This window comes from Ruegeria sp. A4, assembly GCF_056543025.1.
This window is the reverse complement of sequence record NZ_JBQGAW010000014.1, coordinates 1-16,185: the sequence shown is the minus strand read 5'-3', so window position 1 is coordinate 16,185 and position 16,185 is coordinate 1. Positions and strand designations below refer to the sequence as shown.

The following is a 16,185-nucleotide window of genomic DNA, read 5'->3' as shown; positions in this document are numbered from 1 at the left end:
ATGACGTTGTCTTTGGGGGTAGATACGGGCGGGACCTATACCGACGCGGTGCTGATCAGGGATGAGAAAGAGGTCATCGCCTCGGCCAAGTCGCTGACCACCCGGGCGGATCTGGCGATTGGTGTGGGCAAGGCGATCTCGTCTGTGCTGGCAGAGGCGCAGGTTACGCCGGATCAGATCTCGATGGCGTCATTGTCGACGACGCTGGCCACGAATGCTCTGGTCGAGGGGCAGGGTGGCCGTGTCGCGTTGATCTATATCGGGTTCAAGGACAGTGATCTTGAAAAACACGGGCTGAAAGAGGCGCTGAAGGGCGATCCGGCCCTGGTGATTGCAGGGGGGCATACCTATTCCGGTGGGCAGGCTGCCGCCTTGGATGCCGCAGCGCTTGAGGCCTTTTTGGATTCGCATAAGGGGATTTCCGGCTTTGCGGTTGCTGCTCAGTTCGCCACCCGCAACCCGGCGCATGAGTTGGAAGCGGCGCGCATAATCTCGGAAAGAACCGGGGCGCCGGTGACCTGTTCGCATCACTTGTCCGCCAAGCTCAATGGTCCGAAACGCGCGGTGACGGCTGTGCTGAATGCGCGGCTGATCGGGATGATCGACCGATTGATCGGGCGTGCACAGGATCAGCTGCATGCGCTGGGAATTTCGGCGCCGATGATGGTGGTGCGCGGCGATGGCGCCCTGATGAGCGCGGAACAGGCCCGGGAACGGCCGATCGAGACTATCCTGAGCGGACCTGCGGCTTCTATCGTCGGGGCGCGATGGCTTACCGGAGCGGACAATGCGCTGGTCTCGGACATCGGGGGAACGACCACTGATGTGGCACTTATCCGGGACGGAAAGCCCGCGATCGACCCGGCCGGGGCGCAGGTGGGTGGGTTTCGCACCATGGTCGAAGCCGTGGCGATGCGAACCCACGGTCTGGGCGGCGACAGTCAGGTGCATGTTGCGACCGAAGGGTTGCGGGGCGGTGTGTTCCTGGGCCCGCGTCGCGTGTTGCCCGTTTCGCTGATTGCATCAGAAGCGCCCGATGTTGTGCATTCCGTACTGGATGAACAATTGCGGGCCACGACCGTGGGCGAGCATGATACGCGTTTTGCCCGCCGCGTGCTCGGCATCCATGCCGAAGGAGTCGGCGCGCGGGAAGAAAGCCTGCTGGAGAGGCTGGGAGATCGCGTTCTGCCCCTGAGCGCCTTGCTGCGGTCGCGGATGGAGAACGGGGCGCTGATGCGCCTGGTCGATCGCGGAATCATCCAGGTGTCTGGGGTTACGCCATCTGATGCCAGCCACGTGTTGGGGAGGGTTCGTGCCTGGGATGTCGATGCGGCACGCAAGGCATTGGAACTGATGGCACGCAAACGGGTCGGGTCAGGGGATATGTTGGCAAACTCTCCCGAAGCGCTGGCCCAGATGATCGTGGATCAATTGACGGAACAGACCAGTTTGACCTTGTTAGAGGCTGCTTTTGAGGAAGAACAGGTTGGTTTTGGTTTGCCTTCGCAAGACTTGGCGCGTCATGTGCTGACACAGCGCGGGTTGGCACAACACCGTGGGTTGCTGTCGCTGAGTGCTGCTTTGAATGTGGATGTGGTAGGCCTTGGGGCGTCGGCCCCCAGTTACTACCCTGCCGTAGGTGAGCGGTTGCATTGCCGGATGATCCTGCCGGAACATGCGGGCGTGGCCAATGCGATTGGTGCTGTCGTGGGGCGGCTGACCTTGCGTCGCTCGGGCACGGTCACATCCCCGGCGGAAGGGCGATATCGTGTGCATCTGGAGGATGGCCCGAAGGATTTCGCCGCGTCAGAGGACGCTCTGGCCCTGTTGGAAAAGGTACTAATGTCCGAAGCAGAGGGCGCAGTACGAGAAGCCGGCGCAGAAGACATTCGCGTGATCGTGGATCGTGACATCAAAACCGCGCGAGTCGAGGCAAAGGATGTATTTGTCGAGGCCCTGATCACGGTCGAGGCAAGCGGACGTCCACGGGTGGCCGCAGGCTAGCCCCCCTGAAAGCTTCAGAGGGGCCGGGCAGGTGGTGCTTTATTCTGCTGCGCTTGAGCGTTTGGGCAGGACCCAATCCTGACGCGGGAAGTGGCAGGTATAGCCGTTCGGAATCCGCTCCAGATAATCCTGATGCTCTGGTTCAGCTTCCCAGAACTCTCCGACAGGTTCGACCTCGGTCACGACTTTTCCGGGCCACAAGCCGCTGGCATTCACGTCGGCGATGGTGTCCAGGGCCACCTGTTTCTGGGTGTCGTCCACGTAGTAGATCGCGGATCGATAGCTCATGCCGATATCGTTGCCCTGACGGTTGACCGTGGTCGGGTCATGGATCTGAAAGAAGAATTCCAGCAGGTCGCGATAGCTGATCCGAGACGGATCGAACCAGATCTCGATCCCTTCCGCGTGGGTGCCGTGATTGCGATAGGTCGCGTTGGGCACGTCACCGCCGGTATAGCCGACACGCGTACGCGACACGCCCGGCAGTTTGCGGATCAGGTCCTGCATCCCCCAGAAGCAGCCCCCGGCCAGTACAGCGCGTTGCTCGGTCATCAGATATCCTCCACATGAATCAGGTATTCGCCATACCCTTCGGCTTCCATCTCATCCCGATGAATGAACCGAAGAGAGGCAGAGTTGATGCAGTACCGCAAACCGCCATGTTCACGCGGACCGTCCGGGAAGACATGCCCCAGATGGCTGTCGCCGTGTTTCGAGCGAACCTCGGTCCGGATCATGCCATGCGTGGTATCGCGGAACTCTTCGACATGTTCGTGCACGATCGGCTTGGTGAAACTGGGCCAACCACATCCGGATTCGTATTTGTGGGTCGAGGCAAACAGCGGTTCACCTGATACGATATCCACATAAATGCCCGGTTCCTTGTTGTTCAGGTATTTCCCGGTGCCCGGACGTTCTGTACCACTGCGCTGGGTGACGTGAAACTCTTCGGGTGAAAGCGCAGCAATGGCCGTGGGGTCTTTGGTATAGCGAGTCATGGATCCTCCGGCTGAAAAAGTGTTTGCGCCATTATCTGGGGGCTGCGGGGTGGAAAGCAAAGCGATATTTCAAACCGCTCTCGCAGTCGTGCAAGTGATCTGAACAACAGAGTCACACGTATCTGAATGAAAGGGAGGACAAGACATGATGAGATTGCTGCTTTTGACTGCCCTGATCTTGCTGGGCCGCGCTGTTCAGGCGGCACCGCTGACCGGTGAGTTCGACTCGATCGACGGAGGCACATTGGCCATCGAAGAGTGGCGCGGCCAACCCATCCTGGTGGTCAACACCGCGTCACAATGCGGGTTTACCGGGCAATACAAGTCTCTGCAAAAGGTGCATGAGGCCTATTCCGGCAAGGGGCTGGTCGTTCTTGCGGTTCCGTCGGATTCGTTCAATCAGGAACTTGGGTCCGCGGAAGAGGTGAAACAGTTCTGCGAGATGAACTATGGGCTGACTTTACCGATGACGGATATCACTCCGGTCAAAGGGGCTGACGCCCACCCGTTTTATAAGGCCGTTGCCGCGCAGACCGGGTTCACGCCCAAGTGGAACTTCAACAAAATCCTGATCGATCCTGAGGGTGAAGTCGCGGCGACTTTCGGGTCAAATGTAAAACCCGATTCCCGCAAACTGCTGTCTCAGGTCGAGGCTTTGCTGCCCTGAACGGGCTGGCGTGAAAGCTGAACCGCAAGAATGCCAAGGGTTGTAACCGCGACGCCAACCGCATCCATGGCGCCGAGCTTCTCGCCCAGCAGGATCGCCGCGATGGTGACGCCAAACACAGGGTTCAAAAAGTGGAAGGTGGCGGCTCGAACGGCTCCGATTCGGTCCAACAGCAGGAACCAGATCAGTGTCGCCAGCAATCCGGGGAAAAGAGTCGTGTAGTTAAAGGCCAGCGCCAGTGGCAGCGTCGGGTGGATGTAGATGGTTTCAAAGACCGGAGCAGCCGCAAACAGCGCGGCTGAACCAACCAACATCTGCAAGCCAACGACCATCATGAAGTTCCCGCCGGATGTTGCACCGCGAACGGCCAAGGTTGCAAAGGTCAAGGCAAGAGCACCCAAACCGCAAAGCGCGACCCCGAACATATCAACGCCCGCGCTGATCCGGCTGCTCATGATAAGGGCGACTCCGGCGAAACCGGCGAACAGACCCAAAACACCCAGTGGCCGCAGCTTTTCGCCGAAAATCAACCACCCCGCCAGCGCCACCAACAAGGGCATGGTGGATGCGATTATGGCCGCGACCGAAGCCTCGACCGTTTGCATCGCATAGAAATTTAGACCCAAATAAAGGGCATTCTGGCAGATCCCGAACAATATCGTTGCGCGCCATTGGTTTCGGGTCAGGTGCCAGCTTTGCCCCATCGCGCGGGCAATCATGACTCCCAGAACACCGGAGATCAGAAACCTCAAGGCCAGCGAAAACAGAGGGGACGCATCCGCCACGATAATACGCGCTGAGGTAAAGGCAGATGACCAGATCAGGGCAAATGTCAGCCCCATGGCTATGGCGCGCAGATCCATGGAGACCCCCTGTCACTTTGCGCGGACTGTTCCTGATTTTGGGATCGGCCGCAAGCGGTGCGCGTCAAAAAAGACACATGCGTGATGCAAGAAAAGCCTTGCGCATGTTTATATTGATTGACTGGCCAATTAAAGATATCGGCGGCAGGACCTGACATATCAAGGGAGGTTTGTCGGTGCTTCTGGAGTACATTCTATCGTTCGGCGTCCTGCTGGCATTGGGGCTGGTCGCTTTCTTCGTCGTGAAATGGTGGAACCTGCGCTGTGTCGGCGTGACACCGGTTCATCTGTTCACTTTCATCGCGATTCTGTTCACATCCGGCCTGGATGTCGGCCTGATCATGTTTCCACTGACCGAATTCGGAGGATACGCCGAGGACCCGGCCTATGCCTTTGCCAACCCGCTGGCGATCGAATTCGGATTCTGGGGTTTTCTGATCTGGGCCTTCTACTTCCTGACGGCTTTCTACTTCTGCGTGATCGAACCCCGCGTGAAGTTCTTTGAGATCCCGCTGGTCAAGCTGATCAACAACGTGGTGATCATCGGCACATGCGCCTTCACCGCCAGCCTGTTCCTGATCTACTTGCCCGGCTATCTGCCCGAGGTCGGCGATGGCGAATCCGTCGTCACCACCTTCTACATCATAGTGTTTGTCGTCATTCTGGCGGCGGCCTATTCCTCGACCGATCTGAAATACGTTCGCATCCTGTCCGTCGGTTCGACCTTTCTGTTCCTTGCCCTGATTCTGGGCATGTGGGCAGCCGCAGGTATGGGCGTGACCGGGTTCGTGGAAACCGGCAGCAATATCGGCGCCTATTTCGCCAACCTGCACAAGTTTGTCCTGCCATTGACCGACTATCACGCGTTCTACCTGTTCTGGTGGTTCGCATGGTCGATCATGATCGGACAGTTTACGTCGCGCTTTGTGGGTGGTCTGACCACGTGGCAGTTGCTGGCGGCGCTGTTGATCTTCCCGTCGATCCCGCTGGGGATCTGGTTCACCGTTCTTTACTATTACCACCAGAACGGCATCAGCACCGCGGGCATCACCAACATTGCGATGGTGATCGTGGGTGTTACGTTCGTGATCAACTCTCTGGACTCGCTGATCCGTCTGTACACAGACAACCTGAACCTGACCGCCGAGCGGTTCGGAAAGGCGATCTATGTGGCTGGCAACGTCGCACTGCTATTTGTCCTGACCCTGCTGTTCCAAAGCCAGTGGCTGCAAATCCAGTGGATCGGAGCGGTCGTGGTTGGACTGTATCTGGCTTGTGTCGTCTATATCCTGATCACCAAACGCCAGGAGGTATTGAGCATCGACTCGATGCCAGAAGATCGTGATCTGGACTTCCACAAGGTTGAAACGGTCCACTGACCGGACCAGAGACACGGAACAGAAACGGGCGCCTCTGGTGCCCGTTTCTATTTTTACCGACAATATCGCAGCTTTGGACAATCTGCGGGCTTTTCAACCACGCGACATCCCAACTTGGGCGGCGGCTGTCTTTACGGCAGGATCAAAAGGAATGTTGCCCGCGCAGCGATCAACCCGCCCGTGAAATGAAGTTGGGCAAGGCTAGTCGTCAACCGCCGGATAGATGAACCCGTTTACCGGGTAGGGATTGCCGTAGCGGCCCGGTTGACTTTCAACCCGAACCAAGGTCCAGTCATTGTTTTTTGAGACATCCTTGACGCCCATCTTCAACGACACCTTGTTTCGGTGCCAGTTGGCATGATTCACGATTACTTCTCGGTCGGTGACGATATCGGATACGACAGCCACATGGCCCAGGGGCATTCCGCGGGTCGCCCGAAACGACATAACCGCACCAACAACCGGTTCCTTGCCGCGCTCGAACACTTGCTGCGCCCTTCCCCACCAGTCCTTCGCGTTGCCGCGAATTTCAATACCGCTGAGGTCTCGGGCGTAGGGCACGCACCATACTCTTTGCCCTCTGGCCCGCTTTTTCGAGACCTCTTGCAGCGCCATCAACTGACGTTCAGGGTCGAGATTCTCATTGGTGGTGCTTTGCGCGCAGGCAGAGACAAGAGTGATAAGACCCACCGCAATCGCGGAACGGGTGCTGCCAGACAAGCGCGGCCAAGTCGTTTTCTTTCTACAGACGCTGTTTTGCAAGATACTTCATTGCCGGTTCGAAGATTGACGAAGGTGTAAGGTGATCGGACAAGCTTTGAAAAGAGGCCCGTCAACGCACGGCAAGATTTTGCCAGTTCTCTGACCGTGAGGGCGCATTTTCACTTGGGTGGCGAATATCCGGGCTGAAACATGCTGTGCGAAGCGGGTTCAAACCCGGCAGACACAACAAATTCAAGACGATAGAAAAAGGGCCCCCCGAAGGCGGCCCTTTATCTTTGTCCTGAAAAGCTGAAATCAGCCGTTCACGCTGTCTTTCAGCGCTTTGGCGATGGTCATTTTCACAACCTTGTCGGCCTCTTTGGTGAAGGTTTCACCAGTGGCCGGGTTACGGACCTGACGCTCGGGCCGCTCGCGGCAGTAGATTTTGCCGACGCCGGGCAGGGTCACTGCGCCACCGGCCGAAACTTCGCGGGTAATCAGGCCGGTGATGGCCTCCAGCGCGGAGTTTGCGGATTTCTTGTCGGTTCCCATTTCCTCAGCGAGAGCAGCAACCAGCTGAGTCTTTGTCATAGGCTTTGCCATTTCTTGGTCTCCTTAACGTGCCCGATCTATAGGGCCTCACCGCGTAACTGTAACGGGATATTGTGGCCAAACACAACGAATAGTAGCGCTGAAACCCCTAAAAATATGGGGAAAACGTTGCTTTTTTGCGTCAGAGGAAGGCCGTTTCGTCGAAGGAGCGCAGTTTCCGGCTGTGCAAACGCTCCAACGGCATGCCGCGCAGATGCTCCATCGCCTTGATGCCGATGGCCAGATGTCGGCTGACCTGAGTGGTATAGAACGAAGACGCCATGCCTGGCAGCTTCAATTCTCCGTGCAGGGGTTTGTCCGACACGCACAGCAAAGTGCCGTACGGAACGCGGAACCGATAGCCGTTTGCGGCAATGGTGGCACTTTCCATATCCAGCGCGATTGCCCGGGATTGGCTGAGTCGCTGGACCGGGCCGGACTGATCGCGCAGTTCCCAGTTTCGGTTGTCGACCGAAGCCACGGTGCCGGTCCGCATGATCCGTTTCAGCTCATACCCTTCCAGTTTCGTCACCTCGGCCACGGCGTGTTCCAGCGCCACCTGAACTTCGGCCAGAGGCGGGATCGGCACCCAGACGGGCAGATCGTCATCCAGAACCTTGTCTTCGCGCAGATAGGCGTGGGCCAGAACGAAATCGCCCAATGCCTGCGTATTGCGCAACCCGGCGCAATGGCCAACCATCAGCCACGCGTGCGGGCGCAGAACGGCAATATGGTCGGTGGCGGTTTTTGCATTGGATGGGCCAACACCGATGTTCACCAACGTAATCCCCGAACCATCTTTGCGCTTCAGGTGATAGGTCGGCATTTGCGGCAGTTTCAGCGGTTGTTCGATAGGTGCCTTTGGGTCCGTGATCTCGGCATTGCCGGTTGAAACAAAGCTGGTATAGCCGCTGGCAGGGTCCGCCAGTTGTTCTCGGGCGTAGTTCTCGAATTCCGAGACATAGAACTGGTAGTTCGTAAACAGCACGTGATTCTGAAAGTGACCAGCGTCGGTGGCGGTGTAGTGCGCCAATCTGGCAAGCGAATAATCCACGCGCTGGGCGGTGAAAAGGGACAAGGGTCCAACGGCATCTTCATGGTCATGCACGCCATTGACGATGTCATCATTGGTGGTTGTCAGGTCCGGAACATCAAACACATCGCGTAAGGTGAAGTCGGCTGCACCCTGATGAGGCACGACCAGATCGGGATTGTTTGCCACGGCAAAATGCACCGGAATCGGCGTGTCCGACGCCGCAATTGTTACAGGCTGACCATGGTTCTTGATCAACAGGGCGATCTGTTGGGTCAGGTAGGATCTGAACAGATCCGGACGCGTCACCGTCGTGGCATGAACACCAGGTTCAGACACATGACCAAAGCTCAGGCGGCTGTCGACTTGGGAATAGGTCGAGGTCTTGATGCGAATTTCCGGATAATAGGCTCTGAATCGCGCGGCAGGCGCCCCATTTTCCATGGCGTTCGCAAAGCTGTCGCACAGGAAATCGGTGGCCTGCACATACAGCTCTTCCAACCGTGCAACGGCGGCGGCGGGATCGGTAAACTGTTCTGGCGCGGGTGCTTGCGGTGTCAGGAGTGTGGTCATGCCAATGGTTCCAGAAGTTCTATTTTTTCGAATGTGCGTACGTCGACCAACCCCAGATCCGATATTCGAAGCTCGGGAATCACGACCAGCGCCAGCAATGAATGCTGCATGTACGCGTTGTTCAGATGACAGCCGCAGTCCTGCATCGCCTGCACCATCCTGTCGGCCTTGGCCGCGACTTCGGCGGCGGGGCTGTCGGACATCAGGCCCGCGATGGGCAGCTCGACCAGTGCCAGTTCCTGCCCGTCACGGAACAAGGTGATGCCACCGCCCACTTCGGCCAGACGGTTGGCGGCAAGCGCCATCTGATCCCGGTCCGTACCCACGACGATCATGTGATGACTGTCATGCGCCACGGTCGAGGCCATGGCCATCTTTCCCTGATAGCCAAAGCCCGAAACAAAAGCGTTGGTGACGCCCCCGGTGGCCTGGTGCCGCTCGACCAGCGCGATCTGGCACACTTCGCCTTCGCCCTCGACCAGCCCGCCAATGATCGGCAATTCGGCCTTCAATGCCTTGGTCGGGGCCTGGTTTTCCACCACGCCGATGACGTTGGCCTGAACTTTGTTGGCTCCTTCCGGTGCCTTGATCTCAAAATCGGCCGACGTCAGCGCATGCCCCAGATGAACGGTATTGCGCGATTTTTCGGGCCAATTGAGATGTGGACAATCCACTTTGATTGCACCGTTTTCCGCGACAACCTGCCCGCGGGCTATCACCATCTCAACCGGCAGTTCGGTCAGATCCGAGCTGAGGATGATATCCGCCCGCCGCCCCGGAGTGATGGACCCGATCTCGCGTTCCAGCCCGAAATGCGTTGCCGTGTTGATCGTCGCCATTTGCAGCGCGACCAGGGGGTCGCATCCGCAAGCAATGGCATGGCGCACGACGCGGTTCATATGCCCGTCATTCACCAATGTGCCGGAATGACAGTCATCCGTGCACAGAATGAAGTTGCGCGGATCCAGCCCTTTTTCTGTCACGGCCGTAATCTGGCTTTCCACATCATACCAGGCCGACCCCAGACGCATCATCGAGCGCATCCCCTGCCGAACCCGTGCAATGGCGTCGGCCTCGCACGTGCCTTCGTGATCATCCGCCGGGCCACCCGCCACGTAAGCCGCAAAATCAGGCCCCAAATCGGGCGAAGCATAGTGCCCTCCGACCGTTTTCCCGGCCCGTTGAGTGGCTGCAATCTCGGCCAGCATCTTGGGGTCGCCGTGGATCACGCCCGGGAAATTCATCATCTCACCCAGTCCGATGATACCTGGCCAGTTCATCGCCTCGGCCACGTCTTCGGGCGTGATTTCATAGCCCGTCGTCTCCAACCCCGGTGCGGATGGCGCGCAGGATGGCATCTGAGTGAAAATATTGACCGGTTGCATCATGGCTTCGTCATGCATCATGCGCACGCCGTCCAGACCCAGTACATTGGCGATCTCATGCGGATCGGTGAACATGCTGGTGGTTCCATGCGGGATGACGGCACGGGCGAATTCGGCTGGGGTGAGCATCCCGGATTCGATATGCATATGCGCATCACACAAGCCGGGCAGAATGTAGCGCCCTTGTGCTTCGATGATTTCCGTATCCGGCCCCACGCAATGCGAGGCATCCGGTCCGACGAATGCTATGCGCCCGGCAGCAATCGCCACAGAATGATCCGGCAGCAATTCGCGGCTGTGTACGTTCACCCAGGTTCCGCCCTGAATGACCATGTCCGCCGCCTCGCGTCCGGCTGCAACTGCGATCAATTTGGGGGCGACATCGGGCCAGCTTGGGAAAGGTGTGTATTCCATGACTCAACTTTCACGAATGCGTCAGCGGGTGCAACCCCGGTTCTTCGGTCTTGGGGATTCCTCATACATGTTGGGCACGTCTTTCGGTTCTGGCGCGCGCGTTTCCCTTTACACCTCAGACCCGATCTCACGCCGCACCCAGTTGGCAAAGGCCACGGCGCCGGGTGTGTCCTCGGCCTGCGGCGACAGCAGCAGATAGTAGGACTCGGGCATTCGCGCACGGTGCTTGAACGGCGCGACCAGCTGACCGCGCTTGATCAGATGACTGGCGATCGTGTCATGTGCCAGGCAAAGACCACCGCCAGCCATGACCGCTGACAGGCAAACCAGATAGGTCGTCGCGTAGGTTATCGGCGGGTTTTCCCAATTCAGACCCTGATCTTCCGCCCAGTTTGGCCAGTTGGACAGCAGGTTGGAGCAGTCGAAAAGCGGCTGTTCCTGAAGGTTTTCCAAGCATACCGGATAGTCTGGTGCGCAGACCGGATAATAGTGTTCGGTGCGCAGAATTTCAGTTCGGACCGTGTCGGACGGACGAAGCGAGAACCGAATCTCGACCGCTGCGCCTTCGGCCATTTCGCGCGGTTCCCAAAGCTCGGTGAAGACGTTCAATTGAACATGTGGATGTTCCGCCCGAAATGCCGGCAGGCGCGGGGCCAGCCAATTGACGGCAAAGCTGATGTTGCATTGCACTTGAACCGCGTTTGGTTGCGCGCCGGTAACCGCCCGGGTTCCGCGCATCAGTGTCCGGAATGCCTCTCGCACAACTGGCAGATAGGTGATTCCGGCCTCGGTCAGTTCCAGAGCTTTGGGGCGGCGCAGAAACAGCGGCTGCCCCAGATGCCCTTCCAGAGATTTAATCTGCTGGCTGACGGCGCTTTGCGTCATGTTCAGGTCTCGTGCCGCGCCGGTAAACGAGAGATGGCGTGCGGCGGCTTCGAAAGTGCGCAACCAGCCCAGCGGAGGAAGCGAGTTCTGCATCTACATAACCTCGGCATAAGTTCAGCTAATGGGATAGTTGCGTTTTTTTCGTTGGTCAAACTGCCGGGCCCCATGCAGGTTTGGCCACGACCAGCCGCGAAAGGAGCCAAGCATGAGCCTCACCAGTCTTCGTCCCAATATCGACCATTGGTCCGAGCGCGTGGATATGGCCGCCACATTCCGCTGGACGGCCCGGCTGAACATGCATGAGGCGGTTGCCAACCATTTCAGCCTGGCGGTGAATGATGACGGCACGCAGTTTCTGATGAACCCCAATCAGGTGCACTTCGCGCGCATTCGTGCCTCGGATCTATTGTTGCTGGATGCCAATGACCCGAATGTGATGGAACAACCTGGCGCGCCGGACCCGACGGCCTGGGGGCTGCACGGTTCAATCCACCGCCACTGCCCGCATGCGCGTTGCGTCATGCATGTGCATTCGATCTTTGCGACTGTTCTGGCGGCTTTGGCCGACAGTTCATTGCCGCCGATCGATCAGAACACGGCGACCTTTTACAACCGCTACGTGGTAGATGAAGAATTCGGAGGTCTGGCCTTTGAAAGTGAGGGTGAACGCTGCGCCGGGATGCTGTCCGATCCCAGCAAGAAGGTCATGATCATGGGCAATCACGGTGTTCTGGTCATCGGCAGCGACCCTGCGGATGCCTTCAACAGGCTGTATTATTTCGAACGCGCGGCCGAAACCTACATTCGTGCCTTGCAGACCGGGCTGCCCCTGCGTGTCTTGTCGGATGAGATTGCCGAAAAAACAGCGCAAGAGCTGGATGACTATCCCGATCAGGCCGAAGCGCACCTGCGTGAGATCAAAGCGATCCTTGATTCCGAAAGTTCGGACTACGCGACCTGAGGCAAAGCGCAAGGTCGAGGCGGGTGGCCTGATTGTATCCGAATAACCGGACTCAAACCCGTTCAAACAAAGCGATCAAAGCGGTGTCACCCTTGTTGGGGCCAGCCGCGAGATCCCCGTATATGCGGACTTCGGGCAGGGTCAGGTTGCGAATCTGATCCTGTTCCAAATCACGGAAAGCGTCAGCAAAACCCAGTTCCTTGAAATGGCGCGCATTGATCGAAAGGGCAAACTGTGCCCCGTGCCGCGCCACGCGTAACAGCGCGGGCAACACCTCGGGGCCTAAATGACCATGTGTGAACGTCCCGGATGAAACTATGCCGGAATAGCTGTGGCGCGGAACGGGGATGCCCTGTGTCAGATCAGCCTCGATCGCGTCCCGGTAAATGTCCTTGCGCATCGCCTGATCCAGCATCTCGGCGCTGATATCGGTTGCATCAATGGGTCCGACGCCAAGCGCCGACAGCACCGCGCCGCACAGGCCGGTTCCTGCCCCGACATCCAGAACGGGCCCCTGACCACCCGCGCCGACAAATGCCCGCGCCGTGTGGGTGTGAAGCTGATAATCTTCGCGCGCGGCGAAACCGTCATCATAATCTCCGGCCCATTCCGCATAGAGCTGTCTGTTCTCGTCCGGAGAACTCAGCGCATAGGCCGAATGCAGGTCAGGTGTTTTTTTGCTCATGACCAACAGAAAGGCGCAATCGAAGATTCGATTCAAGTGCGTCCATGCGGCGCTTGCATCCCGGTACGACGCAGATCATCAAAGGGGCATGACCAAGACGCTCTTTTCATTCGGCCATGGCTATTCTGCCCAGGCCCTGTCCCGAAACCTTGCCCCGAAGGGCTGGAAAATTGTCGGCACGACGCGAGACCGTGAAGGGACGGGTGCAATCCGGGCCTCTGGCGCCGAACCGCTGATCTGGCCGGGTGATGCACCGAACCTTGATGGGGTGACCCATTTGCTGATCTCGACGGCGCCAGATGAAGCGGGTGATCCTGTGCTGGCGGCGCTGGGCGATGAAATTGCCAAGCGGTCCAGTCAGTTCGAATGGGTGGGCTACTTGTCGACAACGGCCGTCTATGGCGACCACCAGGGTGGCTGGGTGGATGAGGACACGCCCCCCACACCGACCGCCAAGCGCGGAAGATGGCGTATGCTGGCCGAAGAGCAATGGTCAGCCATTCCGGGCCTGCCTGTTCATGTCTTCCGCCTGGCGGGTATCTACGGGCCGGGGCGCGGTCCGTTTTCCAAGCTCAAGCGTGGTGGATTGCGGCGTATTATCAAACCGGGGCAGGTGTTTTCGCGCATTCATGTGGAAGACATCGCGCAGATCTTGGAAGCCTCGATGATGAAGCCGAATCCGGGAAGCATCTACAATGTATGTGACGACGAACCGGTCCCGCCGCAGGATGTCATAGGATACGCAGCCGAGTTGCAGGGTTTGCCCCTGCCTCCTGCGGTCCGGTTCGACGACGCCGATCTGACGCCGATGGCGCGCAGTTTCTACAACGAAAACAAGCGGGTTCGAAACGACCGGATCAAAGAAGAACTGGGTATTGATCTGATCTATCCCAATTACCGTGTCGGGCTGGAAGCCCTGATGAAAGGCAAGTAGCGTCCTTACATCGCCGCCGCTTTGATCATGTCCGCCGCTTTTTCGGCTATCATGATGGTGGGTGCGTTTGTATTGCCCGACACCAATGTCGGCATCACCGAGGCATCGACGACCCGCAGGCCTTCAAGCCCGCGCACGCGAAGCTGGGGGTCGACGACCGCCATTTCGTCCACGCCCATTTTGCAGGTGCCCACGGGGTGATAGATCGTGTCGGCGCGGGCGCGGATGTGCTTCTCCCAATCCTGATCGGTCTGGGCGGTATCGGTGCCGAACAGTTCTTTGTGCCGGTACTTGGCCAAAGCTGGCGCGTTGAGGACATCCTGCGCCATTCGCGCGCCTTTGATCATGGTTTCCAGATCGCGTTTGTCTGACAGAAACGCCGGATCGATGGCGGCCGCCGCCGTGGGGTCTGCGCTGTTCAGGCCTACGGTCCCCCGACTTTCCGGCCGCAGCTTGCAAACATGGCAACTGTACCCGTACCCGTAATGCAGCTTGCGGGCATGATCATCGACCATTGCGATGGTGAAATGCAGCTGAATGTCGGGACGCTCCAGATCGGGGGTGGTTTTCAGAAACGCTGCGCCTTCGGCAAATGGCGTAGCCGCCATCGAGACGCCCGTCTTGCTCCATCTTCGAATATGTCGCAACAACCGCGCTGCCCCCGCAGGGCCTATACCAAAATTGTCGGTGTCTGTGGTCTTGAAGATCAACGCGAAATCCAGATGATCCTGCAAGTTCCGTCCCACGCCAGGCAGTTCGTGGTGAACCGCGATTCCGTGCGGTTCAAGGTCGCTTTTTGCGCCAACACCTGAAACCTGAAGCAATTGCGGTGTTTTCAAAGAACCAGCGCACAGCAGGACTTCGCGCTTCGCCCGGATGGTGATGTCTGCGCCCTTGCCCTTCACCCGGTAAACAACGCCCGTTGCGCGCCTACCCTCAAAGCGCAGCCTGCTGGCATGTGCATGCGTGATGACCGTCAGGTTTGGGCGGTCGGAAACTGGAAAAAGGTAACCAGCCGCCGCAGAACACCGTTCCCCATTCTTTGCCGGGTCGTGAAACTGGGTAACCTGATACAGACCGACGCCTTCGTTATCACCCCGGTTGAAATCTTCGGTATGGCGGTGTTGCAGCTGCTGTGCGGCTTGAATGAACGCATGGGTGATTGGACGAGGCTCTTTTTGGCGTGAAACCTGCAACGGCCCGCTGTCACCATGCACGCTGTCTGCGCCAAGCTCATTGTTCTCGGCCCGTTTGAAATACGGCAATACGCTGTCCCAGTCCCAGCCGTCGCAGCCCAGATCGGCCCAGCCATCATAGTCCTGCCGCTGACCTCTTACATACAACATCGCGTTGATCGCGCTCGAGCCGCCCAGTGCCTTGCCGCGCGGTTGATATCCTCTGCGCCCGTTCAGACCAGGCTGCGGGACCGTTTCAAAGGCCCAGTTGTTGATCCTTGGACGCCCGGGAAGTGCGGTCACAACAGCGGCAGGCATTCTAACGAAAAGGCTTTTCCCACCGCCACCTGCTTCAAGCAGGCAGACATTTGTGGATGGATCTTCGCTCAGGCGGTTGGCCAGAACAGAACCGGCCGAACCGCCGCCTACGATGATATAGTCGAATTCCATGCTGTCTTGCGCACCTCTTGCGACGATTTCGTTTTCTTGACTGGTCGGGCAGGGTTACCACCTTCCCGGTGAGAGTGCGTTAACGGAGCAAAAAAACAACTGTGACCCAAAGTCAGTTTTTTGCGTAACCCAACCTTTTCTTGATGGTCAGGTCCGGGCTGCACGAAAGGTGCAAAAAGGTTTTGCAGGTCGTTTCTGTCTGCCGAACCTCTCGATTCCCCCGCAAGGGCAAGTTTTGTGGTTCCTTCTTGGGATATCCGCACGTTCCAGGCGGCATGGAGTTCTTGATTTGTTAAGGTAACTTATTGTTTTGGTTAACAAACACAAGAAAACGACGCAAAATGCAAAGTTTTTTGAAAATGGGGGTTGCAGGTCTCAGACCTAATCCGTAAATACCCCTTCACCGGCGCTGCTGAGGCGCTGGGACGCGGCGGAAGCGGCGGTTACACTCGGGAGAGACCGGGGGCATCTGAGGTTAGGATTTAG

15 protein-coding genes are annotated in these 16,185 nt (G+C 58.1%); 5 read left to right on the top strand and 10 right to left on the bottom strand.

Annotation, left to right across the window (positions count from 1 at the left end; all coding sequences use genetic code 11):
* Window positions 1–2,004: a hydantoinase/oxoprolinase family protein gene (locus tag ACR0E2_RS20090; RefSeq protein ID WP_480447675.1), complete on the top strand. Its 2,004-nt coding sequence runs from the start codon at window positions 1–3 to the stop codon at window positions 2,002–2,004.
* A gap of 39 nt (window positions 2,005–2,043) precedes the next feature.
* On the opposite strand, the gene msrA is transcribed toward ACR0E2_RS20090, so the two are convergent.
* The gene (gene msrA / locus ACR0E2_RS20085; RefSeq protein WP_152459670.1) at window positions 2,044–2,556 is read right to left on the bottom strand and encodes a peptide-methionine (S)-S-oxide reductase MsrA; all 513 of its coding nucleotides are present in this window, start codon (window positions 2,554–2,556) and stop codon (window positions 2,044–2,046) included.
* Window positions 2,556–3,002 (bottom strand): peptide-methionine (R)-S-oxide reductase MsrB, encoded by a 447-nt coding sequence (msrB, locus tag ACR0E2_RS20080; protein WP_170345953.1) that lies wholly within the window; start codon window positions 3,000–3,002, stop codon window positions 2,556–2,558. Before msrB ends, msrA begins: the two co-directional genes overlap by 1 nt.
* 145 nt (window positions 3,003–3,147) lie before the next feature.
* Between msrB and ACR0E2_RS20075 the strand changes: the two genes are divergently transcribed.
* Window positions 3,148–3,669, top strand: coding sequence for a glutathione peroxidase (locus ACR0E2_RS20075; protein ID WP_480447674.1), 522 nt, complete (start codon window positions 3,148–3,150; stop codon window positions 3,667–3,669).
* On the opposite strand, the gene ACR0E2_RS20070 is transcribed toward ACR0E2_RS20075, so the two are convergent.
* Window positions 3,645–4,532 (bottom strand): DMT family transporter, encoded by an 888-nt coding sequence (locus ACR0E2_RS20070; protein ID WP_480447673.1) that lies wholly within the window; start codon window positions 4,530–4,532, stop codon window positions 3,645–3,647. The two genes, ACR0E2_RS20075 and ACR0E2_RS20070, sit on opposite strands and share 25 nt — an antisense overlap.
* A gap of 182 nt (window positions 4,533–4,714) precedes the next feature.
* On the opposite strand from ACR0E2_RS20070, the gene ACR0E2_RS20065 reads away from it, so the two are divergent.
* Entirely contained in the window at window positions 4,715–5,911 is a 1,197-nt protein-coding gene (locus ACR0E2_RS20065) for a BCCT family transporter (RefSeq protein ID WP_480447689.1), read from the top strand.
* Between the two features lie 201 nt (window positions 5,912–6,112).
* Here ACR0E2_RS20065 and ACR0E2_RS20060 read toward each other — a convergent pair whose 3' ends face one another.
* The 5 genes from ACR0E2_RS20060 to ACR0E2_RS20040 form a co-directional block, all read right to left on the bottom strand.
* On the bottom strand, window positions 6,113–6,601 hold the full coding sequence (locus ACR0E2_RS20060; protein ID WP_480447672.1) for a CHAP domain-containing protein: 489 nt from the start codon (window positions 6,599–6,601) through the stop codon (window positions 6,113–6,115).
* 327 nt (window positions 6,602–6,928) lie between these two features.
* The gene (locus tag ACR0E2_RS20055) at window positions 6,929–7,216 is read right to left on the bottom strand and encodes an HU family DNA-binding protein (protein WP_117871130.1); all 288 of its coding nucleotides are present in this window, start codon (window positions 7,214–7,216) and stop codon (window positions 6,929–6,931) included.
* A gap of 130 nt (window positions 7,217–7,346) precedes the next feature.
* Complete coding sequence (locus ACR0E2_RS20050) at window positions 7,347–8,810, bottom strand: AMP nucleosidase (protein WP_224858400.1); 1,464 nt, start codon at window positions 8,808–8,810, stop codon at window positions 7,347–7,349.
* Window positions 8,807–10,609 carry an adenine deaminase gene (ade, locus tag ACR0E2_RS20045; RefSeq protein ID WP_480447671.1) on the bottom strand — a complete coding sequence of 601 codons (1,803 nt, stop codon included), beginning with the start codon at window positions 10,607–10,609 and terminating at the stop codon, window positions 8,807–8,809. The genes ACR0E2_RS20050 and ade overlap by 4 nt, the downstream gene beginning before the upstream one ends.
* A 108-nt stretch (window positions 10,610–10,717) precedes the next feature.
* Window positions 10,718–11,587, bottom strand: a complete 870-nt coding sequence (locus tag ACR0E2_RS20040; protein WP_171640531.1) for a LysR substrate-binding domain-containing protein — start codon at window positions 11,585–11,587, stop codon at window positions 10,718–10,720.
* A gap of 112 nt (window positions 11,588–11,699) precedes the next feature.
* Here ACR0E2_RS20040 and ACR0E2_RS20035 point away from each other — a divergent pair, with 112 nt between their 5' ends.
* Window positions 11,700–12,455 (top strand): class II aldolase and adducin N-terminal domain-containing protein, encoded by a 756-nt coding sequence (locus ACR0E2_RS20035; RefSeq protein ID WP_480447670.1) that lies wholly within the window; start codon window positions 11,700–11,702, stop codon window positions 12,453–12,455.
* A 52-nt stretch (window positions 12,456–12,507) separates the two neighbouring features.
* Here the strand turns inward: ACR0E2_RS20035 and ACR0E2_RS20030 are convergent, their stop codons facing one another.
* On the bottom strand, window positions 12,508–13,140 hold the full coding sequence (locus ACR0E2_RS20030) for a class I SAM-dependent DNA methyltransferase (protein ID WP_480447669.1): 633 nt from the start codon (window positions 13,138–13,140) through the stop codon (window positions 12,508–12,510).
* An 88-nt stretch (window positions 13,141–13,228) separates the two neighbouring features.
* On the opposite strand from ACR0E2_RS20030, the gene ACR0E2_RS20025 reads away from it, so the two are divergent.
* A complete protein-coding gene (locus tag ACR0E2_RS20025; RefSeq protein WP_480447668.1) occupies window positions 13,229–14,074 on the top strand; it encodes an SDR family oxidoreductase in 846 nt (281 codons plus the stop codon).
* Window positions 14,075–14,079: 5 nt separating this feature from the next.
* Here ACR0E2_RS20025 and ACR0E2_RS20020 read toward each other — a convergent pair whose 3' ends face one another.
* A complete protein-coding gene (locus ACR0E2_RS20020) occupies window positions 14,080–15,699 on the bottom strand; it encodes a GMC family oxidoreductase (protein WP_480447667.1) in 1,620 nt (539 codons plus the stop codon).
* Window positions 15,700–16,185 lie beyond the last annotated feature (486 nt).